Annotated in this window: 28 protein-coding genes, 1 tRNA gene and 1 other RNA gene; 21 read left to right on the top strand and 9 right to left on the bottom strand. The window is 71.2% G+C overall.

The features are described from left to right. Positions 1 to 21: 21 nt before the first annotated feature. On the bottom strand, positions 22 to 966 hold the full coding sequence (locus FFS51_RS02710; RefSeq protein WP_137877425.1) for a hypothetical protein: 945 nt from the start codon (positions 964 to 966) through the stop codon (positions 22 to 24). Between the two features lie 90 nt (positions 967 to 1,056). Between FFS51_RS02710 and FFS51_RS02705 the strand changes: the two genes are divergently transcribed. Continuing rightward, positions 1,057 to 1,323, top strand: coding sequence for a DUF3039 domain-containing protein (locus FFS51_RS02705; RefSeq protein WP_045248541.1), 267 nt, complete (start codon positions 1,057 to 1,059; stop codon positions 1,321 to 1,323). A gap of 21 nt (positions 1,324 to 1,344) precedes the next feature. On the opposite strand, the gene FFS51_RS02700 is transcribed toward FFS51_RS02705, so the two are convergent. After that, the gene (locus tag FFS51_RS02700) at positions 1,345 to 2,664 is read right to left on the bottom strand and encodes a nicotinate phosphoribosyltransferase (protein WP_137877424.1); all 1,320 of its coding nucleotides are present in this window, start codon (positions 2,662 to 2,664) and stop codon (positions 1,345 to 1,347) included. 45 nt (positions 2,665 to 2,709) lie between these two features. On the opposite strand from FFS51_RS02700, the gene murI reads away from it, so the two are divergent. The 4 genes from murI to FFS51_RS02680 all read left to right on the top strand — a co-directional run bounded on the left by murI (position 2,710) and on the right by FFS51_RS02680 (position 6,016). Beyond that, a complete protein-coding gene (gene murI / locus FFS51_RS02695) occupies positions 2,710 to 3,558 on the top strand; it encodes a glutamate racemase (RefSeq protein WP_137877423.1) in 849 nt (282 codons plus the stop codon). Next, positions 3,555 to 4,289, top strand: a complete 735-nt coding sequence (rph, locus tag FFS51_RS02690; RefSeq protein ID WP_045248539.1) for a ribonuclease PH — start codon at positions 3,555 to 3,557, stop codon at positions 4,287 to 4,289. Before murI ends, rph begins: the two co-directional genes overlap by 4 nt. Positions 4,290 to 4,293: 4 nt before the next feature. Continuing rightward, positions 4,294 to 4,893 (top strand): RdgB/HAM1 family non-canonical purine NTP pyrophosphatase, encoded by a 600-nt coding sequence (gene rdgB, locus FFS51_RS02685; RefSeq protein ID WP_137877422.1) that lies wholly within the window; start codon positions 4,294 to 4,296, stop codon positions 4,891 to 4,893. Positions 4,894 to 5,098: 205 nt separating this feature from the next. Continuing rightward, positions 5,099 to 6,016 (top strand): cation diffusion facilitator family transporter, encoded by a 918-nt coding sequence (locus FFS51_RS02680; RefSeq protein ID WP_137877421.1) that lies wholly within the window; start codon positions 5,099 to 5,101, stop codon positions 6,014 to 6,016. An 11-nt stretch (positions 6,017 to 6,027) separates the two neighbouring features. On the opposite strand, the gene FFS51_RS02675 is transcribed toward FFS51_RS02680, so the two are convergent. Together FFS51_RS02675 and FFS51_RS02670 are read right to left on the bottom strand one after the other, a co-directional pair. Continuing rightward, the gene (locus tag FFS51_RS02675; RefSeq protein WP_056207202.1) at positions 6,028 to 6,717 is read right to left on the bottom strand and encodes a DedA family protein; all 690 of its coding nucleotides are present in this window, start codon (positions 6,715 to 6,717) and stop codon (positions 6,028 to 6,030) included. Between the two features lie 51 nt (positions 6,718 to 6,768). Beyond that, positions 6,769 to 6,850, bottom strand: a tRNA-Leu gene (locus FFS51_RS02670). Positions 6,851 to 7,073: 223 nt separating this feature from the next. Here FFS51_RS02670 and FFS51_RS02665 point away from each other — a divergent pair. The 7 genes from FFS51_RS02665 to FFS51_RS02635 all read left to right on the top strand — a co-directional run bounded on the left by FFS51_RS02665 (position 7,074) and on the right by FFS51_RS02635 (position 11,504). Beyond that, the gene (locus FFS51_RS02665) at positions 7,074 to 8,252 is read left to right on the top strand and encodes a TadA family conjugal transfer-associated ATPase (protein ID WP_171006076.1); all 1,179 of its coding nucleotides are present in this window, start codon (positions 7,074 to 7,076) and stop codon (positions 8,250 to 8,252) included. After that, positions 8,249 to 9,112, top strand: a complete 864-nt coding sequence (locus FFS51_RS02660) for a type II secretion system F family protein (RefSeq protein ID WP_137877419.1) — start codon at positions 8,249 to 8,251, stop codon at positions 9,110 to 9,112. The genes FFS51_RS02665 and FFS51_RS02660 overlap by 4 nt, the downstream gene beginning before the upstream one ends. Continuing rightward, positions 9,109 to 10,035 (top strand): type II secretion system F family protein, encoded by a 927-nt coding sequence (locus FFS51_RS02655; RefSeq protein ID WP_137877418.1) that lies wholly within the window; start codon positions 9,109 to 9,111, stop codon positions 10,033 to 10,035. Before FFS51_RS02660 ends, FFS51_RS02655 begins: the two co-directional genes overlap by 4 nt. Positions 10,036 to 10,104: 69 nt before the next feature. Beyond that, on the top strand, positions 10,105 to 10,284 hold the full coding sequence (locus FFS51_RS02650; RefSeq protein ID WP_137877446.1) for a hypothetical protein: 180 nt from the start codon (positions 10,105 to 10,107) through the stop codon (positions 10,282 to 10,284). Then, the gene (locus FFS51_RS02645) at positions 10,278 to 10,667 is read left to right on the top strand and encodes a TadE/TadG family type IV pilus assembly protein (protein ID WP_349303915.1); all 390 of its coding nucleotides are present in this window, start codon (positions 10,278 to 10,280) and stop codon (positions 10,665 to 10,667) included. The genes FFS51_RS02650 and FFS51_RS02645 overlap by 7 nt, the downstream gene beginning before the upstream one ends. Further along, positions 10,642 to 11,088: a TadE family protein gene (locus FFS51_RS02640; protein WP_137877416.1), complete on the top strand. Its 447-nt coding sequence runs from the start codon at positions 10,642 to 10,644 to the stop codon at positions 11,086 to 11,088. The genes FFS51_RS02645 and FFS51_RS02640 overlap by 26 nt, the downstream gene beginning before the upstream one ends. After that, a complete protein-coding gene (locus FFS51_RS02635) occupies positions 11,085 to 11,504 on the top strand; it encodes a pilus assembly protein TadG-related protein (RefSeq protein WP_137877415.1) in 420 nt (139 codons plus the stop codon). Before FFS51_RS02640 ends, FFS51_RS02635 begins: the two co-directional genes overlap by 4 nt. A 109-nt stretch (positions 11,505 to 11,613) precedes the next feature. On the opposite strand, the gene FFS51_RS02630 is transcribed toward FFS51_RS02635, so the two are convergent. Together FFS51_RS02630 and FFS51_RS02625 are read right to left on the bottom strand one after the other, a co-directional pair. After that, positions 11,614 to 12,450 carry an aldo/keto reductase gene (locus FFS51_RS02630; RefSeq protein WP_137877414.1) on the bottom strand — a complete coding sequence of 279 codons (837 nt, stop codon included), beginning with the start codon at positions 12,448 to 12,450 and terminating at the stop codon, positions 11,614 to 11,616. 73 nt (positions 12,451 to 12,523) lie between these two features. Beyond that, positions 12,524 to 13,288 carry an SDR family NAD(P)-dependent oxidoreductase gene (locus FFS51_RS02625; RefSeq protein ID WP_137877413.1) on the bottom strand — a complete coding sequence of 255 codons (765 nt, stop codon included), beginning with the start codon at positions 13,286 to 13,288 and terminating at the stop codon, positions 12,524 to 12,526. Positions 13,289 to 13,388: 100 nt separating this feature from the next. Between FFS51_RS02625 and FFS51_RS02620 the strand changes: the two genes are divergently transcribed. Then, the gene (locus FFS51_RS02620; protein ID WP_137877412.1) at positions 13,389 to 14,234 is read left to right on the top strand and encodes a helix-turn-helix transcriptional regulator; all 846 of its coding nucleotides are present in this window, start codon (positions 13,389 to 13,391) and stop codon (positions 14,232 to 14,234) included. A 10-nt stretch (positions 14,235 to 14,244) separates the two neighbouring features. Here FFS51_RS02620 and FFS51_RS02615 read toward each other — a convergent pair whose 3' ends face one another. Next, positions 14,245 to 15,474 (bottom strand): MFS transporter, encoded by a 1,230-nt coding sequence (locus tag FFS51_RS02615; RefSeq protein ID WP_249352628.1) that lies wholly within the window; start codon positions 15,472 to 15,474, stop codon positions 14,245 to 14,247. 25 nt (positions 15,475 to 15,499) lie between these two features. Between FFS51_RS02615 and prfB the strand changes: the two genes are divergently transcribed. The 4 genes from prfB to smpB all read left to right on the top strand — a co-directional run bounded on the left by prfB (position 15,500) and on the right by smpB (position 19,165). Next, positions 15,500 to 16,612 carry a peptide chain release factor 2 gene (gene prfB / locus FFS51_RS02610; RefSeq protein ID WP_045248525.1) on the top strand — a complete coding sequence of 371 codons (1,113 nt, stop codon included), beginning with the start codon at positions 15,500 to 15,502 and terminating at the stop codon, positions 16,610 to 16,612. A gap of 76 nt (positions 16,613 to 16,688) precedes the next feature. Further along, positions 16,689 to 17,711 (top strand): cell division ATP-binding protein FtsE, encoded by a 1,023-nt coding sequence (gene ftsE / locus FFS51_RS02605; protein ID WP_137877411.1) that lies wholly within the window; start codon positions 16,689 to 16,691, stop codon positions 17,709 to 17,711. Continuing rightward, positions 17,708 to 18,625, top strand: coding sequence for a permease-like cell division protein FtsX (ftsX, locus tag FFS51_RS02600; protein ID WP_045248523.1), 918 nt, complete (start codon positions 17,708 to 17,710; stop codon positions 18,623 to 18,625). Before ftsE ends, ftsX begins: the two co-directional genes overlap by 4 nt. A 63-nt stretch (positions 18,626 to 18,688) precedes the next feature. Next, a complete protein-coding gene (gene smpB, locus FFS51_RS02595) occupies positions 18,689 to 19,165 on the top strand; it encodes an SsrA-binding protein SmpB (RefSeq protein WP_045248522.1) in 477 nt (158 codons plus the stop codon). 3 nt (positions 19,166 to 19,168) lie between these two features. Here smpB and FFS51_RS02590 read toward each other — a convergent pair whose 3' ends face one another. Then, complete coding sequence (locus tag FFS51_RS02590; RefSeq protein ID WP_137877410.1) at positions 19,169 to 20,626, bottom strand: MFS transporter; 1,458 nt, start codon at positions 20,624 to 20,626, stop codon at positions 19,169 to 19,171. A 208-nt stretch (positions 20,627 to 20,834) separates the two neighbouring features. Here FFS51_RS02590 and ssrA point away from each other — a divergent pair. The 4 genes from ssrA (at position 20,835) to FFS51_RS02570 (ending at position 25,264) form a co-directional block, all read left to right on the top strand. After that, positions 20,835 to 21,203, top strand: a transfer-messenger RNA (tmRNA) gene (gene ssrA / locus FFS51_RS02585). Between the two features lie 123 nt (positions 21,204 to 21,326). Continuing rightward, positions 21,327 to 21,980: a response regulator transcription factor gene (locus FFS51_RS02580; RefSeq protein WP_249352627.1), complete on the top strand. Its 654-nt coding sequence runs from the start codon at positions 21,327 to 21,329 to the stop codon at positions 21,978 to 21,980. Next, positions 21,977 to 23,665, top strand: a complete 1,689-nt coding sequence (locus tag FFS51_RS02575; RefSeq protein ID WP_137877409.1) for an ATP-binding protein — start codon at positions 21,977 to 21,979, stop codon at positions 23,663 to 23,665. Before FFS51_RS02580 ends, FFS51_RS02575 begins: the two co-directional genes overlap by 4 nt. Before the next feature lie 66 nt (positions 23,666 to 23,731). Continuing rightward, positions 23,732 to 25,264 (top strand): carboxylesterase/lipase family protein, encoded by a 1,533-nt coding sequence (locus tag FFS51_RS02570; protein ID WP_137877408.1) that lies wholly within the window; start codon positions 23,732 to 23,734, stop codon positions 25,262 to 25,264. Here FFS51_RS02570 and FFS51_RS02565 read toward each other — a convergent pair. Beyond that, complete coding sequence (locus FFS51_RS02565; RefSeq protein WP_137877407.1) at positions 25,257 to 26,477, bottom strand: MFS transporter; 1,221 nt, start codon at positions 26,475 to 26,477, stop codon at positions 25,257 to 25,259. The two genes, FFS51_RS02570 and FFS51_RS02565, sit on opposite strands and share 8 nt — an antisense overlap. Positions 26,478 to 26,479: the final 2 nt, after the last annotated feature.

Raw genomic sequence — 26,479 nt, 5'->3', positions numbered from 1 at the left:
GCCGCACAGCGGGCGTCGACCTCAGGGTCGACGCCCGCTGTCGTCGTCGGGGGCGGGGTTCTCCCGGATGCGCACCTCCCGGCGGGGGCGCAGCCGCTCCGTCGCCTTCGACACCCCGCGCACCGCGCTGCCGGTGATCGCGGCGGCGCCTCCGGCGGCACGGCCGAGCGCGCCGCCGACGATGTGCTCGGTACGCCGGGCGCCCGCCCGCGGTTCGAGCTCGGCGGGCAGCATCGCCGGGGGCGCGCCGAACGCCTTCCGTGAGGTCGTCACGACCCGGCGGCCGAGCAGGTGGTTGCCGGTGCCGCCGATCGCGGCGCCGATGCCGAAGGGGAGCGCCTTGCCGACGATCGAGGCGCCGCCGCGGGTGGCGAAATGACGCACGAAGGTCGACTTGAGCGTGTCGACCACGGGACCCAGGGCGGCGCGGGGGATCGTGCGGGTGACGAGGTCACCCCAGTAGCCGGCGCGGTTCTGACCGCGTCCGGTGGCCTCACCGGCCAGCTGTGACACGAGGGCGACGCCCTCCTGTCCGAGCATGAGAGTCAGCACCAGCGCCCGAGCCCGGTCGGGGTCGTCGATCGCGACGCCGTGCACCTCGGCGATCGACTGGGCGAAGAGCGTCGTCGTCTCGAGGAACCCCACGGTCTCGACACCGCTCAGCGCCAGCGTCACGCCCGTCCCGATCCCCGGTACGACGGCAGTCGCACCCACCGCAGCGCCGCCGGTCGTGATGGCGGTGAGGTAGCGACGCTCGAGCACGCGAACGATCTCTGCCGGTGAGGCATCCGGATGCCGCAGCCGCACGCTGCGCAGGTGTGCGAGCACGACCGGCCGCTGCAGGGAGAGCACCCGATCGAGGGCGCGGATCGAGAGCGGATGCTCCAGCGACCCCTCGGGCGGCAGACCTCCCGCCCACGGCGCGTCGTCCGGGAGCGAGTGGATGCGGTGCACCTTCTTCGCCACGCGGCGATCCTATGCGCCCGCCCTGACAGTGCGCTCCGGGCTGGGGATCACCGGTCCGAGCGGGCGTCCCCGCGGCTACACTGGCAACCCATGAGCACCCCACTCGATGCGCCCGACCATGGGGGTCTGGCCACCCTCGACCGAGAGCTCGAAGAGCTCATCCGCGAGGAGAACATCGAGCCCGGTGACCATGAGCGCTTCTCCCATTACGTGAAGAAGGAGAAGATCCTCGAGTCCGCGCTCACCGGGAAGCCGGTGCGTGCGCTGTGCGGCAAGAAGTGGACGCCGGGGCGCGACCCCGAGAAGTTTCCCGTGTGCCCCACCTGCAAGGAGATCTACGAGTCGCTCAAGGCGTGAGCGCGGCATCCGCCCCGCTCATCACCCTGCGGCGTAGACCGTCGGGATCGCGGGGTCCGATCGGCTGAGTCCGAGGGCCCGCGACGGCAGCTCGGCGCGAGCCGCGATGTGGTGGGCGCGTGCGGCGGACACGCCCTCTGACCCCTCGAACGCGGTGTCGATGTCGCCGTGATCTACGAGCACCGTCTGGAGCGCCCGGGCGTCGGGGTGGTCGCTGCCGTGAGGGGTGTCGAAGCCGTCCGCCACCCGGATGAGCTCGGATGTCGCCACCCCGCCCGAGAGCGTCCGGAAGGCGCTCTTGCGGCCACCCGTCGTCGCCTTCTCGGCCGACGCCTTCGCCACGGGGATCCAGGTGCCGGCGGAATCCTGCCGCGCGACGAGCTTGTAGACCATCTGCGCCGTGGGGCTCCCGGAGCCGGTCACGAGCGACGTGCCGACCCCGTACGCGTCGACGGGGGAGGCGGCGAGAGCGGCGAGGGCGTACTCGTCGAGATCGCTCGTCACGGTGATGCGGGTGCGCGGCGCACCGAGGGCGTCGAGTCGGCCGCGCACGTGCGCGGCGACGACCGGCAGATCGCCCGAGTCGATGCGCACCCCGCCGAGCCCGGGGCCGGCGACCCGCACCGCGGTCTCGACCCCGCGGTCGATGTCGTAGGTGTCGATGAGCAGGGTCGTGTCGACGCCGAGCGCCGTGATCTGCGCGCGGAAGGCGTCTTCCTCGGTGTCGTGCAGCAGCGTCCAGGCGTGCGCCGCCGTTCCCATTGTGGGGATGCCGAACCGGCGCCCCGCCTCGAGGTTGCTGGTCGCCCCGAATCCCGCGATGAACGCGGCGCGCGCGGCCGCGACCGCCGCCTGCTCGCTCGTTCGACGCGAACCCATCTCGGCGAGGGGTCGCGATCCGGCGGCGATCGACATGCGCGCGGCGGCCGTCGCCACCGCCGAGTCGTAGTTGAGCACGCTGAGGGCGAGCGTCTCGAGGATGACCGCCTCGGCGAACGTTCCCTCGACGGTGAGCACGGGCGAGCCCGGGAAGTAGAGCTCGCCCTCGCGGTAGCCGGTGATGGTGCCGGTGAACCGGTACTGCTCGAGGAGACGGAGGGTGGCGGCATCCACCACTCTCTCGTCGCGCAGCAACCGCAGCTCGTCCTCGCCGAAGCGGAAGTCGCGCAGCAGGCTGAGAAGGCGGCCCGTGCCGGCGACGACACCGAAGCGCCGACCGCCTGGCAGGCGCCGGCCGAACAGCTCGAACACGCAGCGGCGGTTCGCCGTGCCGTCGCGCACTGCGGCGTCGAGCATGGTGAGTTCGTACCGGTCGGTCAGCAGAGCCGTGCTCTCGGGCATGGCTCCAGCGTAGGGGCGCGCCGCACGCGGGTAGGCTCGGTGATCGTGAACAGCGCGCCGATCGGGATCTTCGACTCCGGGGTCGGCGGTCTCACCGTCGCCCGGGCGATCTCGCAGCTGCTGCCGGCCGAATCGCTGCTCTACGTCGGCGACACCGCCCACTCTCCGTACGGCCCGAAGCCGATCGCCGACGTGCGGCGCTACTCGCTCGAGGTGCTCGACACCCTCGTCGAGCAGGGCGTGAAGATGCTCGTGATCGCCTGCAACACGGCGTCGTCGGCGATGCTGCGCGACGCGCGCGAACGCTACGACGTGCCGGTCGTCGAGGTCATCGGCCCCGCCGTGCGCACCGCCGTCGCGACGAGCCGGTCGGGCCGCATCGGTGTCATCGGCACGCTCGGCACCATCTCGTCGGGCGCCTACCAGGACATGCTGCAGATCGCGCCCGGCGTCGAGGTCTTCACGCAGGCGTGCCCGCTGTTCGTCGAGTTCGTCGAGCGGGGCGTCACCGGCTCGCCCGAGGTGCTGCGCGCCGCCGAGGAGTACCTCGCGCCGCTGCGGGAGGCGGGGGTCGACACCCTCGTGCTCGGCTGCACCCACTACCCGTTCCTCGAGGGCGCGATCAGCTATGTGATGGGGCCGGACGTGAGCCTCGTCTCGAGCGACACCGAGACCGCGAAGGACGTCTACCGCGAACTGGTCTCCCGCGACCTGCTCGCGCCTGCGGATGCCGCACCCCACCACGTCTACGAGGCGACGGGAACGTCCGCCGACGACTTCATCCGGCTCGCCCATCGGCTGATGGGCCGCGAGGTGCGCAGCGTGCAGCTCGTGCAGACCGGAGTCATCGACCTGCCGCGGAGGGCCGCGGCATCCGAGGAGGCCATCTCATGACCGACATCGTCCGCGCCGACGGCCGCGCCGTCGACCAGCTGCGTCCCGTGACCATCGAACGCGGATGGAGCGCCCAGGCCGAGGGCTCCGCGCTCATCTCGTTCGGCAACACCAAGGTGCTGTGCACGGCGTCGTTCACGAACGGCGTGCCGCGCTGGCTGACCGGCAAGGGCAAGGGATGGGTGACCGCCGAGTACGCGATGCTTCCCCGCGCCACCAACCAGCGCAACGACCGCGAGAGTGTGAAGGGCAAGATCGGCGGTCGCACGCACGAGATCTCCCGGCTCATCGGTCGCGCGCTGCGTGCCGTCGTCGACACGAAGGCGCTCGGGGAGAACACGATCGTCATCGACTGCGACGTGCTGCAGGCCGACGGCGGAACCCGTACGGCGGCGATCACCGGCGCCTACGTCGCCCTCGCCGACGCGATCGCGTGGGGGCGCGAGAAGAAGTTCATCGGCCAGAAGTCGCAGGTGCTCATCGACTCGGTCTCGGCCGTGTCCGTCGGCATCATCGACGGCGAGCCGATGCTCGACCTCGCGTACGTCGAGGACGTGCGCGCCGAGACCGACATGAACGTCGTCGTCACCGGCCGTGGGCTCTTCGTCGAGGTGCAGGGCACCGCCGAGGGCGCGCCGTTCGACAAGCGCGAACTCGACCGCCTGCTCGAACTGGGAGTCGCCGGTGCCGCGTCGCTGCGGGACGCCCAGACCGCCGCGCTCGAGGGCTGAGCGGATGCCGCAGCGCATCGTGTTGGCCACGCACAACGCCCACAAGGTCGAGGAGTTCGCGGCCATCGTCGCCGCGACCCGGCCCGACCTCGAGGTCGTCGGCTACGACGGGCCCGAACCGGTCGAGGACGGCGTCACATTCGCGCAGAATGCGCTGATCAAGGCGCGGGCCGCCGCCGCCCACACCGGCCTCGCCGCCCTCGCCGACGACTCGGGCATCTGCGTCGACGTGCTCGGTGGCTCGCCGGGCGTGTTCTCGGCCTACTGGGCCGGCCACCGCAAAGACGGCCGCGCGAACCTCGAACTGCTGCTCGACCAGCTCTCCGACGTCGCCGACCCGTACCGCGGCGCCCAGTTCGTCTCGACGATCGCGCTCGTCGTGCCCGGCGGCGACGAGCACGTCGTCGAGGGCGTGTGGCCCGGGCGCCTCGCGCCGGCGGCCTCGGGCGACGGGGGCTTCGGCTACGACCCGATCTTCATCCCCGAGGGTCAGGATCCCGCGGCCGAGCGCACCGTCGGCGAGTGGAGTGCGGCGGAGAAGAACGCGGCATCCCATCGCGCGCGCGCCTTCGTCGCGCTCGCGCCGCTGCTCAGCGCGCTCTGACGCGCGAACGCGGCCCACGGGCGGCCTGCGGCCGCGCGTGGGCGACCGCATCTCCGGAGATCCGCGCCTGACCGCGCGTCGCCGACGCCAGAGGAGCCGGTTCTCCGGAGTTGGCGCACGCCGCCGGGCGACCCTGAGAATCGGTCTCGTTCCCGACTAGCGCGAGGACGCGACATCCGGCACCTCGCGGTTCTACCGTGGAGGCATGCACGATCACGCGCACGGCGCCGGGGGTCTCCGCGGGGGAAGCAATCGCCGACTGCTGGCGATCTCGTTGTCGATCACCTCGGTGGTCTTCGTCGTCCAGGTCGTGGGGGCGGTCCTCACCGGGTCGCTCGCCCTGCTGGCCGACTCGGCCCACATGCTGACGGATGCCGCGGCCCTCGTCGTCGCGCTCATCGCGAGCGCCGTGGCGGCCCGGCCGGCAAACGAGCGGCGCACGTTCGGCTACCAGCGCGCCGAGGTGTTCGGCGCCCTCATCAACGGCGTCATCCTGATCGGCCTGAGTGTCTGGATCGTCGTCGAGGCGATCACCCGGCTCGCCTCCAACGAGGACGCCCACGTGCTCGCCGGCCCCATGCTCGTCGTCGCGATCGTGGGCCTTCTCGCGAACGCGACCGCGATGTGGCTTCTCAGTGCCGCCCAGCGTCACAGCCTGAATGTGCGCGGCGCCTACATCGAGGTGATGGGTGACCTGCTGGGCTCCGCGGCGGTGATCATCGCGGCGGTCGTGATCCTCGTGACGGGGTTCGGACAGGCCGACGCGATCGCGTCGCTCGCGATCGCCGCCCTGATGATCCCGCGCGCGATCGGGCTGCTGCGCGAGGTGTTCTCCGTACTCGCCGAGTCGGCACCGGCCGGCATGCAGGTCGAGAAGATCCGCGATCACATCCTGCAGACGCCCGGCGTCGTCGCGGTGCACGACGTGCACGTGTGGCAGCTGACGCGGGGAGCCCCGGTCTTCTCAGCCCATGTCGTCGTGACCGACGAGTGCTTCGCGAGCGGGGAGGCCGGCGGCATCCTGAGCCGTCTGCAGACGTGCCTCGCCGACCACTTCGACGTCGAGCACTCGACGTTCCAGCTGGAGCCCGCCGGGCACGTCGAGCACGACGCCCACGTCTGACGCTGCGCTGATCAGGCCTCGCCGGCGGATGCCGCGGCATCCCGGGCGATGCGCGCCTTCTTCGCCTTCTGACGCTCGCGCAGGTAGTGGTAGCCGGTGACGAGCACCGTCAGCACCACGACACCCACGAGGATCAGGTCGATGTAGTTGACGACGAAATGACGGATCCACGGCACGTACGCGATCACGTAGCCGAGCATCGTCATGCCGAAGCCCCAGAGCAACGCGCCGATCAGGTTGTAGAGCGAGTAGCGCTTCCACGGCATGTGGCCGACGCCGGCGGCGACCGGCGCGAAGGTGCGCACGATCGGCACGAAACGGGCGAGGATGACGGTGAGTCCGCCGAAGCGCTCGAAGAACGCGTTCGTGCGATCGACGTTGTGTTTGCTGAAGAGCCCGGATTCCTTGCGTTCGAAGATCGCCGGCCCGGCTTTGTGTCCGATGAGGTAGCCGACTTCACCGCCGATGAACGCCGAGAGGGCGATGAGCAGGGACACCACCCAGATGTTGAGCCCGAAGATGTCGTGGGTGTTGGTGAGCACACCCGCGATGATCAGCAGGGTGTCGCCGGGCAGCAGGAACCCGACGAGCAGGCCCGTCTCGGCGAACACGATGAAGCAGACGACGGCGAGAGCCCACGGACCTGCCTGGTTGATGATGTGGACAGGGTCGAGCCAGGGGATGAGCGCTGCGTGGTGCACGGGAAACCCGATCTAGACAGGGGACCTGCCGACGACAACGGCCGCCGGTCGTGCGGAAGGTGGGACTTGAACCCACACGCCCTCAGGCACAGGAACCTAAATCCTGCGTGTCTGCCAATTTCACCACTCCCGCGAGTGCGATCAGTCTAGTGAGAGGCATCGTCGCGGAAGCGGCGATGGCCGACGGTTCCCGGCGGTCTCGCGGCTAGCCGTCACGGGTGTCGTTCGTGGCTGGCGCGATCGGGTGCGGGCTGGGTCCGCGATGCGGCACGCGTGCCTGCCTGGTCTCCTCCCCACGAGGGCGACTGTGGAGAGCGCTCCGCGCGCAGGCGGCGCTCGTTGCCAGGATGCGTCGCATGAACCCGCCTCCGATCGCGACGCCGCCCACCGGCCGCGCCGTCGTGGTCGAGCGGGTGCGTGAGCGGCTGCGCTCCGAGCGCACCGACGCGTCGCGGCATCCGGAGATCGTCGCCGACGTCGTGCGCGCCGAAGTGCGGCGCTTCAACGATCAGGCGCTCGCGCGCGGCGCGGCTCCGCTCGACGACGAGCACGCCGCGGTGCGTGCCGTGCTCGCCGCGGTGAGCGGATTCGGGGTGCTGCAGACCTATGTCGATGACCCGACGGTCGAGGAGATCTGGATCAACGCGCCCGACCGCGTCTTCATCGCGCGCGGAGGTCGCAGCGAGCGTGTCGCGCTGACGCTCACCGATGAGGGGGTGCGTGACCTCGTCGAGCGGATGCTGCACACCACCGGCCGCCGCGTCGACCTCAGTCAGCCGTTCGTCGACGCGTCGTTGCCCGACGGCAGCCGTCTGCACGTCGTGATCCCCGACATCACGCGGCGTCACTGGTCGGTGAACATCCGCAAGTTCCTTCCTTCCTTCGGCGGGCTCGGCGACCTCGTGGCGGCGGGCTCCCTCGACGCGGAGCGTGCCGACCTGCTGCACACGGCCATGCGGGCGGGACGCAGCATCCTTGTCTCCGGTGCCACACATGCCGGGAAGACGACGCTCCTCGGGGCGCTGATCGCCGCGTGCGCGCCGCATCAGCGCATCGTCACGGTGGAGGAGACGTTCGAGCTCGCCGCCGAGATGCCCGACCTCGTGGCGATGCAGAGCCGCCAGCCGAGTCTCGAAGGCGGGGGAGAGGTCACGCTGCGGCGGCTCGTGAAAGAGGCGCTGCGCATGCGCCCCGACCGGCTCGTCATCGGCGAGGTGCGCGACGCCGAGGCCCTCGACCTCGTGCTCGCCCTGAACACGGGCGTGCCGGCGGCGGCGACGATCCACGCGAACTCGGCGCGCGACGCGCTCGTGAAGCTCGCCGCGCTCCCGCTGCTGGCCGGCCGCAACATCGACCGGGACTTCCTGCTGCCCGCGATCGCGAGCTCCGTCGACCTCGTCGTGAACTGCCGGCAGGATGCCGCGGGCACGCGCCGCGTCGCGGAGATCGTCGCGCCGACGGGCCGCGTGGTCGACGGCGTGATCGAGGTGCGCCCCGTGGCGGCAGGGTTCATGCCGACGGGGAGGACGGCATGAGCATTCTTCTCGGCCTCCTGCTCGGCGCGGGCGCGCTGCTCGTCGCATCGCCGTGGTTCTGGCCCCGCACGTCGTCGGCGCGACCGACGCGACCGCTGTCGGCTCCGGCGCTCGACCGTCTTCTCGCCGAGGCGGGGTTCGCCGCGCGTCGGCGCCGTGCTGTCGTGCTGTCGGCGCTCGCGCTCGCCGCCGTCGCCGCGTCGGCGGCGCTGCTCCTGACGGGAGTGCCGGTGGTGGCGGCGGTGGCGGCGCTCGCCGCGGCGGGTGCGCCGTTCGCGTGGCTCCGGTCGCGCGCCCGGGGCCTGGTGCGCGCCCGCCGAGCGCTGTGGCCCGACGTCTGCGATCTGCTCGTCGCCTCCGTGCGCGCAGGAGTCGCGCTCCCTGACGCCGTCGCCGCGCTCGCCGCATCCGCGCCGGCCGCGCTGCGCGGGGCTTTCGCGTCGTATGCACGGGATGTCGCGGCATCCGGTCACTTCGACAGTGCGATGGCCCGTCTCAAGGCCGTTCTCTCCGACCCTGTCGCCGATCGCCTGGTCGAGGCCTTGCGCATGGCCCGACAGGTCGGTGGCACCGAGCTTGTGCCGGTGCTGCAGGCGCTCTCGCAGTCGATCCGCGCCGACGCTGCGGCGCGAGCCGAAGCCGAGGCGAGGCAGTCCTGGGTGCGGGCGGCAGCGGTGCTGGGCGTCTCGGCGCCGTGGGTGATCCTCGTGCTGCTGTCGCTCCGCGCCGAAGGGGCGGCGGCGTACGCGTCGCCCGGCGGGGTGGCCCTCGTCGTATTCGGCGCGGCGGCTTCGGTGCTCGCGTTCTGGCTGATGTCTCGGCTCGGGCGTTTCCCGGAGCCGCGGCGGTGGTTCGGATGACCGCCGCGTTGCTCCCGACCATGGCCGTGTCCGTGCTGCTCGGCGGGGCATTCTCCGCCGGCGTTCTGCTGATGTTCGCGGCGGTGCCGCAATGGGGCGCACCGCGTCTCGCCGATCGCATCCAGCCGTACGTGCGCCACGTCGCAGATCCTCGCGGGCTCACACCGCTCGACCCGGTGGCGACGCTCGGGAACTCGTGGACGGTGTGGCGGGCACGGGTCGTCGGGGCACTGGGCGGCGGTGAGGCCGTCGCCGCGCGCCTGGCCGCCGCGCGATGGGAGATCGATGTCGCGCGTTTCCGTGCCCGCCAACTCGGCTGGGCGCTCGCGGGGGCCGGCGTCGGCGCTGCTGTCGCGGCGGGGATCGTCATCGCCCGCTCCGGCACGGCTCTGCTGGTGGTGCTCCCGGTACTGGCGGCTGCCGCCGGCGCGGTGCTGTGCGATGTCACTTTGACGACGGCGGCACGGCGCCGCCAGTACCGCATCCGGGAGGAGCTTCCGACGGTGCTGGAGTTCCTCGCACTCTGCCTTTCCGCAGGAGAGAGCCTGCTCGATGCGCTTCGCCGGGTGAGTGCGGTCGGCTCGGGCGAGCTGACGGCCGAGTTCGGGCGCGTGGTGGTGGCCGTGGCATCCGGGATGCCCCTGGCCGCCGCTCTGCGCGAGCTGTCACGCGACGTGGCGGTGCCCGCTCTGTCGCGCGCGGTCGATCAGCTGACGTCGGCGCTCGACCGCGGCACGCCGCTCGCGGGAGTGCTGGAGGCTCAAGCCGGCGACGCCCGCGAGGATGCCAAGCGGTCGCTGCTCGAGGCCGCCGGCCGCAAGGAGATCGCGATGCTGCTGCCACTCGTCTTCGTGATCCTGCCGCTGTCGGTGCTGTTCGCGATCTTTCCGGGCATCGTCATGCTCCGGTTCGGAATGGGGTGACCGTGCCCTCCACGGTCGATGACGCGCGGATGTGGGATCCGCGCGGAAGGAGTGAGAGAGATGACGCGCATGTGGCGCCGCCTGCGGGCGGCCTGGGCGGGTGCCGTTCACGACGACACGGGCGACGTGCCCGGATGGGTGCTGATCACCCTCATGACGGCGGGACTCGTCGTGGTGATCTGGGCGCTCGCCGGCCCCGCGCTCGCCGAGCTGTTCCAGAACGCGATCGCCCGCGTCTCCGGATTCTGAGGCGGTGGCGTGACGACGAGGGATCCGCGGCGGCCGAGTTCGTCATGGTCGGGGCCCTCCTCACGGTACTGACGCTGGCGGTGTTGCAGTTCGCGCTGGCGGTGTACGTCCGCAACGTCGTGCAGGACGCGGCATCCGAAGGAGCACACGTCGCCGCCCTCGCCGATGCCACGCCGGGGGACGGCGAGGCGCGCACCCGCGATGCCATCACGCGGGCCGTGGGTGGCGGGCTGATCGACGAGATCCGCGTGGCGACGTCGGCGGAGGCGGGGTTTCCGACGGTGCGGGTCACCGTGAGCGCGACCTTTCCCGTGATCGGCCTCGTCGGCATCCCCGGGGCGATGGAGGTGACCGGCGATGCGCCGCTCGAATCCTTCGACTGAGGCCGACGACGGCTCGGCATCGATCGAGTTCCTCGTCGCCGGGCTGCTGCTGCTCGTTCCCGTGGTCTACCTGGTCGTGACCCTCGGGCTCGTGCAGTCGCATGCGTTCGGCGCGGATGCCGCGGCCCGCCACCTCGCTCGATCGATCGCCGTGGCCGACGGCGATATCGACGGCCACATCGCGCGGGTGGTGCAGACCACCGCCGCCGACTACGGCATCGACCCCGCCGATATCTCGGTGCGGGTCCGTTGCGCCCCGGCGGACGACGGATGCCCCGCCCCCGGTGCCGTGCTCACCGCGACCGTGCAGACGCGCGTGGTGTTGCCGCTCGTGCCACCCGTGTTCGGGTGGGAGGATCTCGCGGCGGTGCCGATCGAGGCGTCGGCGGTGCAGCTCGTGTCGGCGGGGCCGGGACGATGACCGCGCGGTGCGCACACGATGACGAGGGGTCGATCCTCCCGCTCGTGCTCGGCTACGGGATGCTCGCGATCGCCCTGGTGCTGGTATGCGCGGAGGCGACGGGTCTGTTCCTCGCGCAGAAGCGCTTGGACGGTGTCGCCGACGCGGCGGCGGTGGCCGCGGCATCCTCGTATGACATCCGGTTGGAGGGCGAGGGGGCGGTGATCGTGCTGCGTGGGGAAGACATCACCTCAGGTGCCGAGCGTGCGCTGGCCGCGACGGGGGCCGACGCCGTGCTCGTCGACGCGGTGACCGACGACGGTCGCTCAGCGCGGGTGAGAGTGACGTCGACCTGGCGGTCGGTGCTGCTCTCGCCGTTCGTGCCGGCGGGGGTCGATCTCACCTCGACCGCCACGAGCCGCGTCGCGCTGCGGTGACCCGGGATGCCGCGATCACGTGTGCCGCGGGGTGGTCACGTACGCCCCGAGTGCACACGGCAACGGCCGGCCGCCCGAAGGCGACCGGCCGTGACCTATCGAGACGAGGTCAGTTGAACTCGAGCGGATGCGTGCCGACGCGGCCCGAGCCGTCACCCGTGTCGAGGGCGTCGATCGCGGCGACCTCGTCGGCGGTCAGCTCGAAACCGAACACCTCGAAGTTCTCGACCATGCGCTCCTTGCGGGTCGACTTCGGGAAGACCACGAAGCCGCGCTGCAGGTGCCAGCGGATGACCGCCTGGGCCGGGCTCACACCGTGCGCCTCGGCCGCCGCGACGACGGCCGGGTTCTCGAACAGCGGGTACTTGCCCTGGCCGAGCGGACCCCACGACTCGATGATCGTGCCGTGGTCGGCCGCCCACGCGAGCACGTCGCGCTGCTGGTAGGCCGGGTGAAGCTCGATCTGGTCGACCGCCGGCACCACGCCGGTCGCGGCGACGAGGCGATCGAGGTGCTCGGGCAGGTGGTTCGAGACGCCGATCGAGCGAGACAGGCCCGCATCGCGGATCGCGATGAGCTTCTCCCACGCGTTCACGTAGGTGTTCTTCTCGGGCGTCGGCCAGTGCGTGAGATACAGGTCGACGTGGTCGAGCTGCAGCTTGTCGAGGCTCTCGCGGATCGCGGCGAGCGGCTCGTCACCGGCCTGCCGGTCGTTCCAGAGCTTCGTGGTGATGAAGAGCTCGTCACGGGGGATGCCGCTCGCCGCGATCGCGGCGCCGACGCCCTCCTCGTTCTTGTAGATCGCGGCGGTGTCGATGTGGCGGTAGCCCACCTCGAGGGCCTCGCTCACCGCCTTCTCGGCCTCGGCCGGCGGCACGAGGAACACGCCGAAGCCGAGCTGGGGGATGTCATAACCGGAGTTGAGGGTCACAGAGGGAACGGTCATCCCTCCAGCCTAGGAGCCCGGCGCGACATCGAGGCCGAGGGGGCGGATGCCACGGCATCCGCCCCCCCGCAGGTCACAGGCGCTGGCCGCCCGACGCCTCGATGCGCTGCCCCGTGACCCACGCCAGGCGCGGGTCGAGCACGGCGGCGATCGCCCGGCCGACGTCGTCGGGCTCGCCGATGCGGCCGAGCGCCACCGTCGGCAGGATCATGCCGCGGTAGCCCTCGTCGTCACGGATGCCGCCGCCCGCGAAGTCGGTCGCGGTCGCCCCCGGCGCCACCGCATTGACGGTGATGCCGCGCCGGCCGAGGTCCTTCGCGAGATACAGCGTCCACGTCTCGATCGCGGTCTTCATCGCGGCGTACACCGAGTAGGCCGAGTTGGCGGGATTGCGGGTGAGGCCGCTGGAGATGTTGACGATGCGGCCGCCGTCGGTGAGCAGAGGCTCGAGCTGCTGCGTGAGCAGCACGACCCCGGTGAAATGCACGGCGATCAGTGCGTCGATCGTCTCGCGCTCGATGCCGCCGAACGGTGTGCTGCCGGCGAACCCGGCGTTGTTCACCAGCCCGTCGAACGTCTCGCGTCCCCACGTCTCCGAGAGCGTGGCGCGCAGGGTGTCGGCGAACGCGGCGAACGTCTCGGGTGCGGTCGTGTCGAGTTCCAGCGCCACCGCGCGCCGCCCGAGCGCCGCGATGTCGGACACGACGGATGCCGCGTCGCCGGCGCCCGATCGATAGGTGACGACGACGTCGTCGCCGGCGGCCGCGACGGCGAGGGCGGTGGCGCGGCCCAGGCCACGGGAACCGCCGGTGATGAGGATGATGCGTGAATCGGTCATGTCTCGATCGTCGGGCGGGGCGCGGCATCCGGGAAGGACTCGTCGATCGGGGGATCGGCGATCCCTTGCTCGCGCGCCGGGTCGCGGCGACCATGGGGGAGTGGACCGTGAACAGCTGGGCGACTTCCTGCGCCGCCGACGCGAGGCACTGCAACCCGAGGACGTCGGGCTCGCACGCAGCCCGCGCCGCCGCACACCGGGGCTGCGTCGTGAAGAGGTAGCCCAGCTCGCGACGATGTCGACCGACTATCTGAACCGGCTCGAGCAGGGCCGCAGCCCCCAGCCGTCGGAGCAGATGCTCACCGCCCTCGCGCGCGCCCTGCGGCTGAGCGACGACGAGCGCGGCCACCTGTTCCGCCTCGCCGGGCACCCCGCGCCCGAGCGCACCGGCGGCAGCTCGCACGTCGCGCCGGCGATGCTGCGCATCCTCGACCGGCTGCGCGACACCCCCGCGCAGGTCGTGAACGAGTTCGGTGAGACCCTCGTGCAGACCGCGCCCGCCAAGGCGCTGCTCGGCGACGCTACGGCCCTCACCGGCCTCGCGCGGGTCACCGTCTACCGGTGGTTCGCGCAGCCCGCCTCGCGCGACGTCTACGCCCGCGACGACCACGACGAGCGCGCCCGCGCCTTCGTGGCCGAGCTGCGCAGTGCCTACGTGCGCTACGGCGACGACTCGCTCGCTGGTCGGGTCGTGCGTGCGCTCGACGACGAGAGCCCCGAGTTCCGCACGCTGTGGGCCGAGCACGAGGTGCGCGAGAAGCACCCCGCCACGAAGCGTTTCGTGCACCCCGAGATCGGCGCCTTCACGCTCGACTGCCAGACGCTGCTCGACACCGACACCGGACAGCGACTGCTCGTGTTCACGGCGACCCCGGGCACCCCCGACGCCGAGAAGCTGGCGCTGCTCACCGTCATCGGCACGCAGTCGTTCGCCGAGACCCGGTGACTCCGAGTCGCTAGCCGCGTCGGCTCGTCCGCGCGTGCGGCACGAACCGGGGCACGTATCGGATGAACGCGAGTGCGCCGGCGAGACCGATGAGGCCGACGGCGCCGGTCGCGATCGCGAGGCTGCCGGCCGCGGCGATGATGTTCACGAGCACGGGAGCGGTCGCCCCGCCCGCATCGCTCAGCGTGCGCCACGACCCGAGGAACGGCGCGGGATCCGCGCGCGGCGCGACATCGGCCCCGAGGGTCAGCAGGATGCCGCTCGAGAGCCCGTTGCCGAGCCCCAGCACGATGCCGACGGCGAGGTACCAGCCGAGGCGTCCCGACACGTCGTGGGTGAAGGCGAGCACCAGGAATCCGCCCGCCATGAGCAGCATGGCCGGCAAGGCTGACCACAACCGCCCGAAGCGGTCCATCACCTGCCCGCTCGCGTAGAACAGGGCGAAGTCGATTGCGCCCGACACGCCCACGACGAGCGCGATGGTGCTGGCGTCCAGCCCGATCGACACGCCCCACAGCGGCAGCACCACCTGGCGGGCGGCGCGCACCGCCGACAGGGATGCCGCGGCCACCCCGAGTCGCGACAGCACGCCGCGGTGGCGCCACATCGTGCGGAACACGCCCTCCCGCTCGAGCGCGACGACCGGCTCCCCTCCCGGCGGGGCGACGCGCTCGGGGTCGGGACCGAACAGCACGAGCACGACGAGCACCGCGAGGCATCCGGCGAAGAACCAGAGCGCCGCATGCTCGGTGCCGAAGACCGCGAGGAGCCCGGCGGCGATGAACGGACCGACGAAGATGCCGAGCCGGAAGGAGCCGCCGAGCAGCGACAGCGCCCGCGCACGGAAGCGCAGCGGCACCCGCGTCGTCATGAACGAATGGCGGGCGAGCCCGAACGCGGCCGCGCAGAAGCCGATCACGAACACCGCCGCCGCGAACACCGGCAGGCTCGGCGCGAACACGGTGCCCAGCACGCCCAGCATCGCGACGCCGCCGGCGATCGCCATCGTCACGCGCTCACCGGCGCGGGCGACGAGCCAGCCGGCGGGGAGATTGCCGACGAGCTGCCCCACCACCAGCGCGCTCGCGATGAAACCGGCACCCGCGACATCCGCCCCGAGCTTCGTCGCGATGACCGGCACGAGGGGGATGACCGCGCCCTCGCCGAGGGAGAAGAGGATGGTCGGCCCGTAGATCATGGGTGCGAGTCGGCCCAGCACCAGGCTCGCACGATCATCCATCGCTTCCACGTTAGTCTGGACTGTCATGCTCGAGCTCGATCTGTCCGCCGATATCCAGGCCATCCGCTCCACGTTCGCCGACATCACCGCCGTCGTCGACGTCGATGCGCTGCGCGCCGACATCTCTCGCCTGAGCGAGGAGGCCGGTGCACCCGACCTCTGGGACGACCCCGAGAAGGCGCAGAAGGTGACGAGCGCGCTCAGCCACCGTCAGGCCGACCTCGCCCGCATCGACGCGGTCGCCCGCCGCCTCGACGACCTCGAGGTGCTCGTCGAGCTCGCCAACGAGCTCGAGGACCAGGACTCGGCCGACGAGGCCCGCCGCGAGCTGAAGGACCTCGGGGAGGTCATCAGCCAGTTGGAGGTGCAGACGCTCCTCGACGGTGAGTACGACTCACGGTCGGCGGTCGTCACCATCCGCTCCGGCGCCGGCGGCGACGACGCCACCGACTTCGCCGAGATGCTCATGCGCATGTACCTGCGCTGGGCCGAGCGTCACAAGTACCCCGTCAAGGTGATGGACACCTCCTACGCCGAGGGAGCCGGAATCAAGTCGGCCACCTTTGAGGTCGACGCCCCCTACGCCTACGGCACCCTCTCGGTCGAGGCCGGCACCCACCGTCTCGCGCGCATCAGCCCGTTCGGCGGCGCCGACAAGCGCCAGACGAGCTTCGCCGCGGTCGAGGTCATCCCGGTCATGGAGGAGGCCGTCGAGGTCGACGTCCCCGAGGGCGACATCCGCGTCGACGTGTTCCGCTCCTCGGGCCCCGGCGGGCAGTCGGTCAACACCACCGACTCCGCCGTGCGCATCACCCACCTCCCGACCGGCATCGTCGTCTCGATGCAGAACGAGAAGTCGCAGATCCAGAACCGCGCCGCGGCCATGCGCGTGCTGCAGACCCGACTGCTGCTGCTCAAGCGCGAGGAGGAGGCGGCGAAGAAGAAGGAGCTCGCCGGCACCATCACGGCGAGCTGGGGCGACCAGATGCGCTCCTACTTCCTCTACGGTCAGCAGCTCGTGAAGGACCTCCGCACCGGCCACGAGGTCGGCAACCCCGCCGTGGTCTTCGACGGCGACCTCGACGGCTTCATCGCCGCCGGAATCCGTTGGCGCAAGCGCAAGGACGACGACGACTGACATCCGGTGAACGGATGTCGCGCCCCCGGGTGTCGCACCCGCATGCCGCGAGAGCCGCGCTTAGGCTGACACAGCCATGATCCGGTTCGAGAACGTCACCAAGCGGTATCGCGGCACCTCCAAGCCCGCCCTCAACGGCGTCGACTTCGAGGTGCAACGCGGCGAGTTCGTCTTCCTCGTGGGAGCGTCGGGATCGGGGAAGTCCTCGTGCCTGCGTCTGATCCTCCGCGAGGACATCCCCAGTCAGGGCCGTGTGGTCGTGCTCGGCAGGGATCTGCGACGGGTGGCGAGCCGCAAGGTCCCCTACTTCCGCCGCAACATCGGCTCGGTGTTCCAGGACTTCCGGCTGCTGCCGACCAAGACCGTCTTCCAGAACGTCGCGTTCAGCCTGCAGGTGATCGGATCCTCACGCGGATTCATCCACCAGGCGGTGCCCGAGGCGCTCGCGCTCGTGGGCCTCGCCGGCAAGGAGAAGCGCCTTCCGCACGAGCTGTCCGGTGGTGAGCAGCAGCGCGTCGCGATCGCCCGCGCCCTCGTGAACCGTCCCCAGGTGCTGCTGGCCGACGAGCCGACCGGAAACCTCGACCCCGCGACATCCGTCGACATCATGCAGCTGCTCGCCCGCATCAACGCGAGCGGAACCACTGTGCTCATGGCGACCCACGAGGCCGCGTTCGTCGACCAGATGCAGCGCCGCGTGATCGAACTGCGCGGCGGCGAGATGGTGCGCGACGAGCGTCACGGCGGCTATGGCGACACCTCGTCGATCCCGCGACTGCAGCCGCAGCAGGAGCGCGGCGCGGCCGCCGTCGCTGCGTTGACCGAGGTCATCGAGCTGCAGAAGGAGATCGCCGCGGACTCCCAGGCGCCGGTTCCGCCGGTCGCCGCGCAGCCCGCGGTGGCGCCGCAGCCGGCGGCGCCCGCCGCGGCGCCGGTCACCCCGCCGCAGGCGCCCGCTCCGCAGGCCGCGCCGACCGCCGCGCCGGCACCGGCGGCCCCCCGCCCCACGGAGGCGGATGATCTTTCGCTCGACGCGCTGGGCGTCGCCGACCGTCTCGGGCTCGAGGGCCCGGGCGAGGAAGTGGGACCCACGCGATGAGGCTCGGACTCGTTCTCGGCGAGGCGTTCGGCGGGCTGCGCCGCAACGCCTCGATGGTGATCTCGGTCATCCTCGTGACCTTCGTGTCGCTGACCTTTGTCGGCGCCGCCATGCTCATGCAGTCGCAGATCGGCAAGCTGCGCTCGTTCTGGGTCGACCGCGCACAGGTCGCCGTCTACATGTGCTCGACAGTGTCCCAGGCGAAGAACTGCGCCCCCGGCACCGCGGCCACCGATGACCAGATCGCCGCCGTGAAGGCGACGCTCGACGGATCGACGCTCGCGCCGCTCATCAAGAACTACACGTTCCAGACGAGTCAGGAGGCCTACCAGAGCGCCATCCAGCAGCTCGGATCGCAGTACGCCTCGGTGATCAGCCCCGACCAGATCAATGCGACGTTCTGGATCAACCTCAAGGACCAGTCGCAGTCCGACGTGCTCGCCGAGCAGTTCTCCTCGACCGCGGGCGTCGAAGAGGTCGCCGATCAGATGCAGTACCTTCAGCCGCTGTTCTCGGCGCTGACGGTCGCGACCTACATCGCCGTCGGCATCGCCGTGCTCATGCTCATCGCCGCGGTGCTGCTGATCTCCACGACCATTCGGCTGTCGGCGTTCGCCAGACGCCGGGAGATCGGCATCATGCGTCTCGTGGGCGCGTCGAACCGGTTCATCCAGACCCCCTTCGTGCTCGAGGGCGTGATCTCGGCGGTCATCGGGTCGGCGCTCGCGAGCGTCACGGTGTGGGCGGGCGTGCAGTTCGGCGTCGGCAGCTACCTGCAGCCGAGGGTGACGTTCATCACCTCCTGGGTCACGACGGACGACCTCTGGTACGTCATCCCGGCGATGATCGTGATCGGCGTGGTGCTCGCCGCGCTGTCGGCGGGATTCGCGATCCGGCGGTGGCTTCGCGCCTGATCCCGGCTCCGATAGACTGGAGGGCTCGCGTCGATCGGCGCGGGTATCCCGGAGGAGCAGGTCATGGTCAAGGAACGCGGGGAGAAGGTCGTCGCGACCAATCGTCGCGCGCGCCACGAGTACTCGATCGAGAAGACGTACGAGGCGGGCCTGGTGCTCACCGGCACCGAGGTGAAGTCGCTGCGCCAGGGGCGCGCGAACCTCTCCGACGGGTACGCGTTCATCGAGCGCGGCGAGGCGTTCCTCGACGCGGTGACGATTCCCGAGTACTCGCAGGGCACCTGGAACAACCACTCCGCGAAGCGCCTGCGCAAGCTGCTGCTGCACAAGGACGAGATCGTGAAGCTCAGCCATGCGATCTCCGCCGGCGGCTACACGCTCGTGCCGCTCAAGCTCTACTTCTCTGACGGCCGCGCCAAGGTCGAGATCGCGGTCGCGAAGGGCAAGGCCGAGTACGACAAGCGCCAGACGCTGCGCGAGCGCCAGGACCGCCGTGAGGCCGAGCGCGCGATGCGCACCCGCAACCGCCTCGGCGACTGATCCTCAGACCTGGGCGGATACCTCGGCCACTTCGGCCGCGGCATCCGTGAACGCCTGCTTCGGCACGAACACCAGCAGCACGGCGGCGACGAGCGCGGTGACGCCGCAGACGATCCACACGGTGAGGTATCCCGAGAAGGATGCCGCGGTCTGCCCGCCGCCCTCGGCGCCGAGGCTGCCCTGGAACAGTGCGATGCCGAACGCGCATGACGCGATGGCGCCACCGACGGTCTTCACGGAGTTGGTGAGACCCGTCGCGACGCCGGTCTGGGTGGCCGGCGCAGCGGATGCCGCGGCGGCGGGGAGGGCGGCGACGAGCGCGCCCGATCCGAGTCCCACGACGACCATGTTCATGACGACGCTCGCGTAGGCCGAGTGGAAGGGCACGAACAGCAGGAAGCCGACACCCACCAGCACTGCGGCGCCGATCAGCGTCACCCGCGGGGTGACGAGGCGTGAGATCACAGGGAAGAGGAGCGCGCCGATGATCATGGCGATCAGGTAGATGCCGATGATGAGGCTCGTCTGGAAGCCGGTCGTGCCGAGGCCGAACCCTGCGGCGGCCGGATCGGTGCGCGCGAAGGTCGACAGCGGTGCCTGTGACCCGAGCACGCTCACGCCGAACAGGCCCGCTGTCAGGAACACGGGACCCAGCGCGGGGGAGCGGAACATGCGCACGTCGATGAGCGGGTCGTGATGGCGCAGTTCCCACAGGGCGAACGGCACGACCAGCGCGACGCCGATGAGCGTGACCCCCCACGAGAACAGATCTGTCGGGCCGTTGATGCGCAGCAGGCTCAGCCCGCCCGTGAACGAGAGCAACGCCAGAGAGATCAGCACGAGTCCGACGGTGTCGAGGCGGCCGCCGGTGGTCTCGGGCGATTCGCGCACACCGAACAGGACGACGAAGAAGCAGGCGAGCACCGCGACGGCGGGGATCGCGAGCACCAGCTGCAGGGGCAGCGCGTCCACGAGCGCACCGCCGATGAGTGCGCCGGAGATCGCGCCGATCTCGAGCGCCGCGACGAGCAGGCCGGCCGCACGTGCGGTGAGCACAGCGCGCCCCTCGCGGCCGCGCGTGCGCGACCAGATGAGGGCGATCTCCAGCGGCAGCCAGACCACGTAGAAGCCCTGCAGCGCCCACGCCGCAAGGAAGACCGGGAACGAGTCGGTGAACGGAAGCGCCGCCGACGCGGCTGCGGTCAGCGCGGTCGAGATGAGCAGCATCCGCTTGTGTCCGACCATGTCGCCGAGCTTGGCGAAGGCGGGCACGACCAGCGCCGAGAGCATCAGCTGGGTTCCCTCGAGCCAGTTCACGTCGGCATCGGGGATCGACAGGTGCCGGGCGATGTCGGTGAGCATCGGGGTGTAGTAGCCCTGCAGCACGCCGCTCGTGAACTCGACGAAGGCCAGGAATCCGACGACGCCCGCCAGGGCGCCCAAGCTCACGCGCGCAGACATCGCGCTCCTTTCACAGGTCCGGGTGGGTTCACTGTATCGGCGGGTGCGCCGCGCCGTGGGCGTCACACGCGCGCCGCGGTGACGGCGGGGAATGGCAGGGGCGCGGCATCCGTTGTATTCTGAAACGCTCGGATGCCTCGCGCATCCGATCGCCCGCAAGGGCATGGCAACTCCACAGTGCGACAGCGGCCCCTCACCGAGGGAACATGGGGATGATCGGTTTCGACATCGCCTGCGAATCTGCGAGAAGCGGGCCGAGGATGCAGGGTTATCTCGTGAACGCCCCCTGCGAACCAATAACTGCCAACAAGTCGCAGTCCGACTTCGCCCTCGCTGCCTGAGCAGCGAGCCCGAGTCCGTCAGTCCGTATGTGATTCCGATACGGGTCCTGGCGTCATCTAGGAATCTTGCTTCGTAACCTCGCCTGAGGGTTGCGAGGGACTCTTTCAGGATGAGTCCGTCGACGCAGGTGTCTGTGACAAGCGTCGGGACTGAGAACACGTCTGCACAGACTGCGCCCGGAGAAGGCGCAGAGACCCAGCGATGGACGGGGGTTCGATTCCCCCCATCTCCACCATCGCCGCTGTCGCACTGGGAGTGGCCGCCACTCAGAGGTCGAATGCCGCGAGCTTGCGTAACCCGACCTTCGGCGTCGCTGCGGGCTGTCATCGTGCCGTTCGGCATGATTTCCTCGACTAGCGTGGACACCGTGGGAGCGGGGTGGGTGCGTCGCGTGCTGGTCGTGGAGGACCAGGCGGCGCTGCGCACGCTCGCGTGCGAGCTGCTCACCCGCAACGGCTGGGATGCGACCGGCGCGGCATCCGCCGATGAGGCCATGCGACTGTTCGCCGAGGTCGATCCCGACGCCCTCGTGACCGACATCGACCTGGGCAGTCGTCCCAACGGCATCGACCTCGCCCAGACGCTCCACCGACTCGCTCCGCACCTCGGCATCGTCTTCCTCTCGAGCTACCCGCGCGCCGCCGCGGGCGCCGAGCCGCTCGGAGTGGCGGGTGCCGTGTTCGTCAGCAAAGACGCGCTCACCTCGCCCGCGGTGCTCTTCGAGGCGCTCGAGACGGCGCTGTCGACCCACCCGACACCGGCGCCGACCGTCGCAGCGCCCGTCGCCGACAAGCTCGGTACCCTCACGCGGCACCAGATCGACGTGCTCGCGATGATCGCGCGCGGCTGGTCGAACGAGCAGATCGCCGAGGCATCCGGAGCAACGGTCCGCGCCGTCGAACGGTCGATCAGCCGCATCTTCGAGCGGATGCGCCTCACCGGCGAGCCTGCTGTCAATCCCCGCGTCGCCGCGGCTGCCGCCTACATCTCCGCCTTCGGACCCGTGCGATGAGACGACTGGCGTCGGCCGTCGTCCACGTGGTCGGCGGCGGCGCCTACGTCTCGATCTGGACGCTCGCGGTCGCCGTCGCGCTCTCGCTCACCGTCGTGAGCCCCGCCGGCGACCTGCCGCCGGATGAGGCGTTCGACGGGTTCGTCGTGTCGCTCATCGGCGCGCTGGTCTTCGGCCTCCTCCTCGGGCTCGTCGCCGTCCTCGAACGGAACATCCCGACGCCACGGGGTCGTGCCACCGCCGTGCTCGCCGGCGTGGCCGTCGCTGCCGCCGCGCGACCGCTCGTGCAGGACGCGGCGCTGCGTGCCGCGGGATTCCCGGGCGACTCGGTCGAGGTTCTCGCGTTCCGCGTCGCCACGAACCTCATCGTGTGGCTCGTGACGCTGTCCGTCGCGGCGCTCGTCGTCGATGCGATCCGTTCCCGCCGGCGCGTCAACGCGCTGCTTCGCTCGGTGCGGGCCGAGCTTGCCGCAGCGCAGCAGAGCACGGAGGCCTACGATCGTGCGGCCCGGGCGCTCGTCGTGCGCGTCGTCGACGACGCCCGCACGCGCCTCGCCCAATGGAACGACCCGCCCACTGTCGACCAGGTGCGCGCCTTCGTGGCCGACGCAGCCCGCGCGGAAAGTCATGAACTGGCCGATCTCGCGGCGGCGGAGCCGCCCCGGATGCCCGGTGAGCTCGACGTGCGTCGCGCGCGACTGTTCGGCCTGCGCCTGCCGCCGGTCGGCCTCGTCGGCCTCGTCTACCTGGTCTTCATGCTTCCCTATGCGGTCCGGGCGGCGACCCCCGCGGTACTCGTGATCGGCGCGCTGTTCCTCGTGATCGGATCGCTCGCCACCGACTACCTGCCCCGCCGCCTGTCGGTGCTCAGTGGCGGCAGAGCGCGCGCCGGAGTCTTCCTCGGAGTGTCCGTCCTCACCGGCTTCGCGCTGTCGCTCGCCTCGGTGCTCGGTGGACTGACCGGCATACGGGTGCTGATCCCCGCCCTCGCGTTCCCGTTGATCGCGTTCGCGTTCGCGATGCTCGCCGCCGTCGTGCACGCGCTGCAGGTCGAGCAGCGCCGCCTCTCCCACGCCGTGGCCTCCCAGCAGCGGGCGCTGCGCCGCGGCACCGCCCCCGCTCGGGCGGCGTTGACGGATGCCGCCCAGATCCTCCATCGCGACGTGCAGGCCCGCTGCGTGCTGCAGCTGCAGACGCCGAGCGCAGGCATCGCGGCCGACATCGACGAGCTGCTCGCGCAGGCCGGCGACGTGTTCGCGCGGCCGGCGCCGCCGGTCGGGGCGGAGGCCGTCGACCAGGTCATCGCCACCTGGGCGCACGTGATCGCCGTCGACGTGCGCATCGACGACGACGCCCGCGCCGCGCTCGACGGCGATGGCACGCTCGCGCGGGACGCCTACGACATCGTCGCCGAAGGGCTTCTCAACGCGGTCAAGCACGCCGACGCGCGTCGGGTGGGGGTGAGCGTCGACCTCACATCCACGGGTGCCGGGCGGATGCTGCGCCTCGCCGTGCGCTGCGAGGGCATCCTGCCGCGGGGGGCCGCGCTGCGCCCGGCGTCCCACGTGCGCTCCCTCGGCGCCGAGCTCGTACAGGTGGCAGACAGCGTGGTACTGCGGGCGCTTCTCGTGGTCGATCCGGGCGGATCGCGGCATCCTGTCGTGTCAGCCGTACATCCCGCCTGAGCGCCCGGAGAGGGCGGATAGCTTCGGGCTATCGCACCCCAGACCAACGCTCAAGGAGACCCCGTCATGTTGGACGCCACCACCATCACCGCCCCCGCCGGAACCTTCCGCGGCGCCACCGCCGCGAAGGTCACGTCGTGGCGGGGCATCCGCTACGCGGAGGCGCCGATCGGCCCGCTGCGCTGGCGCGACCCGGTGCCGGCCGCCCCGGTCGAGGGCGTCGTGGACGCGCTCGCCTACGGCCCGGTCTGCCCGCAGCCGGTGAACCCGTCGATCCCCCTCGGCACCGACATCGTGCAGAACGAGGACTGCCTCTCGCTCAACGTGTGGGCGCCCGCCGACGCCGCCGGCCCGCTGCCGGTGATGGTCTGGCTGCACGGCGGTGCGTACACGTTCGGTTCGTCGAGCCAGCCGCTGTTCGACGCGACGTCGATCGTGACGAGCGGCCAGGTCGTGATCGTGACGGTGAACTACCGCATCGGCGCGCTCGGCTTCCTCGACCTCAGCGAACTGCTGCCCGAGGGCGGCTTCGACCGCAATCTCGCCCTCAAGGACGTGCTGACGGCCCTCCGCTGGGTGCAGACGAACATCTCCGCCTTCGGCGGTGACGCGTCCCGCGTGACCGTGTTCGGCGAGTCCGCGGGGGGCGGCCTCGTCACCACGCTCCTTGCCGTGCCGTCCGCCGAGGGTCTCTTCCACCGCGCGATCGCCCAGTCGTCGCCGGCATCGAGCATGTACGGTCCGGGACGCGCCCGTGCCGTCGCGGAGCGCTTCGTCACCGAGGCGGGCCTCGACGGTGCCGCAGTGACGGCACTGCGCGAGCTGCCCGTCGAGGATGTCGTGCGGGTCGGCCAGGCCGTCTACGCCGCCGTCCCCTCGACCGACCCGGGCACACTCGCCTTCGCCCCGATCGTCGACGGCGACCTGCTGCCCGAGGCTCCCGTCGACGTGCTCAGCGAGGGCCGCGGCATCCCGGTTCCGCTCATCATCGGGACGAACAAGGACGAGGCGTCGCTGTTCAAGTTCATGAAGTCGCCGCTGATCCCGATCACGGACGACCGCATCCAGCAGATGTTCACGGACATGGCCGCCGACGACCCGTCCATCGACATGCCGCCGATCGAGCAGGTGCGCGGAGCCTACGAGCACGCCCGCCAGGGCGCGATCGGTCTCGGCATCGCCCGCGACATCGGCTTCCGCATGCCGACGCTGTGGGTGGCCGAAGGTCACAGCCGCGTGGCACCGACCTACCTCTACCGCTTCGACCACAGTGCGCCCTTCCTGCGCCTGATCGGTCTCGGCGCGACACACGCGACCGAGCTGCCCTACCTGTGGGGCAACCTCACGAGCGGCCCGAAGGACCCGACGTTCAAGCTCGGCGGCAAGCGCGCCGCGATCGAGATCTCCCAGCGCATGCAGGAGCGGTGGACCCGGTTCGCCTACGGCCAGGAGCCCACGGCCGACGGCGCGGTCGACTGGCCGCGCTACGACGCCGCCGCGCGCGACACCCTCGTGATCGAGCACACCGACTCGGTCGTTCCCGACCTAGACGCGGCCCTGCGCAGCGCCTGGGGCGACGAGGTGCTCTCGTTCAGCTGACCTGCGACACCACCGGCCGCCGCACCCGCGCGACCACCGCGACGACACCCTCGCCTGCGGCGGAGAGCACGAGTGCGGCGGCCGCGGCCGCGGTGACGATGAGGAATCCGGATGCCGCGCCCTGCGCGTCGATCCATGCCCCCGCGATCATCGACCCGAGCGGGATGCCGATGCCCGAGCCGATCGAGGGATAGGCGAGCAGCTCCGTGACCCGGTCGCGATCGACACGCGACTCCAGCAGGGCAAAGCCGGCGACCAGGAGCGGACCGACAACCAGCCCGAACAGCAGCACGACCCCGATCAGCACGAGCCCCCGGGCGGCCAGCGGCAGCATGACGGCCGCGGCCGCCACCAGCGCGGTGAGCGCGAGCCACCGGGCCTGTGCCGACGGGCGCAGCGTCAACGCGCCGTAGACGATCGCACCGACGGTGTTGCCGAGGGCGAACGCCGCCATCAGTACGCCCGTGAGCCATGCGCCGCCGAGCTCGGCGGCCCATGCGACGGCAGTGATGTCGAACGCGCCGAACATCGCGCCGACGCCGATCCAGGCGACGACGAGCGGCAGGATGCCGAGGGGCGGCACGAGACGCGCGCGGCGCTCCCGACCGCGCGGGATGGGCTGTGAGCGGGTGAGAACGCCGAGCCAGGCGAGTCCGACGGCACCGATGACGACGATCACCGCCAGGCCCGACGCGGGAGCCGCGGCGACCGCGATCACCGTCACGAGCGGCGGCGCGAGCACGTAGAGGATCTCGTCGACGATCGTCTCGATGGCGAATCCGCTCTGTCGATCGTCGCCGGCCAGGAGCGCGGTCCACCGCGCACGCACTGCGGGACCGACATCGAGGCAGCACACCCCGGCGATCGCCGCGAGCCCGAACCACGTCCACACCGGCCACCGCCACAGCACCGCGCCGGTGAGGAGGGCGGTGGACACGATCAGAGCCGCCGCGGACGCCAGCAGTGGCAGGCGCTGTCCCACGCGATCCATCGCGCGCGCCCACACGGGTCCCGCGAGCGACAGTCCCACGACGAACGTCGCGGCGATCGCACCGCCGAGCGCGTAGCTTCCGCTCGCGCCCGACACGAGCAGGATCGCGCCGAGCGAGAGCGCTCCTCGGGGAAAGCGGGCGAGCAGCCCCGCGAGGGAGAACCACGGAGCGCCGGGGGCGATGAGCGCACGGCGATAGCGATCGAGGTCGATTGCGGTCATGA

Origin of the sequence: Microbacterium sp. 4NA327F11 (assembly GCF_005503465.1) — a bacterium.
Classification (GTDB): Bacteria; Actinomycetota; Actinomycetes; order Actinomycetales; family Microbacteriaceae; genus Microbacterium; species Microbacterium ginsengisoli.
This window is presented reverse-complemented; position numbering and strand designations above follow the sequence as displayed.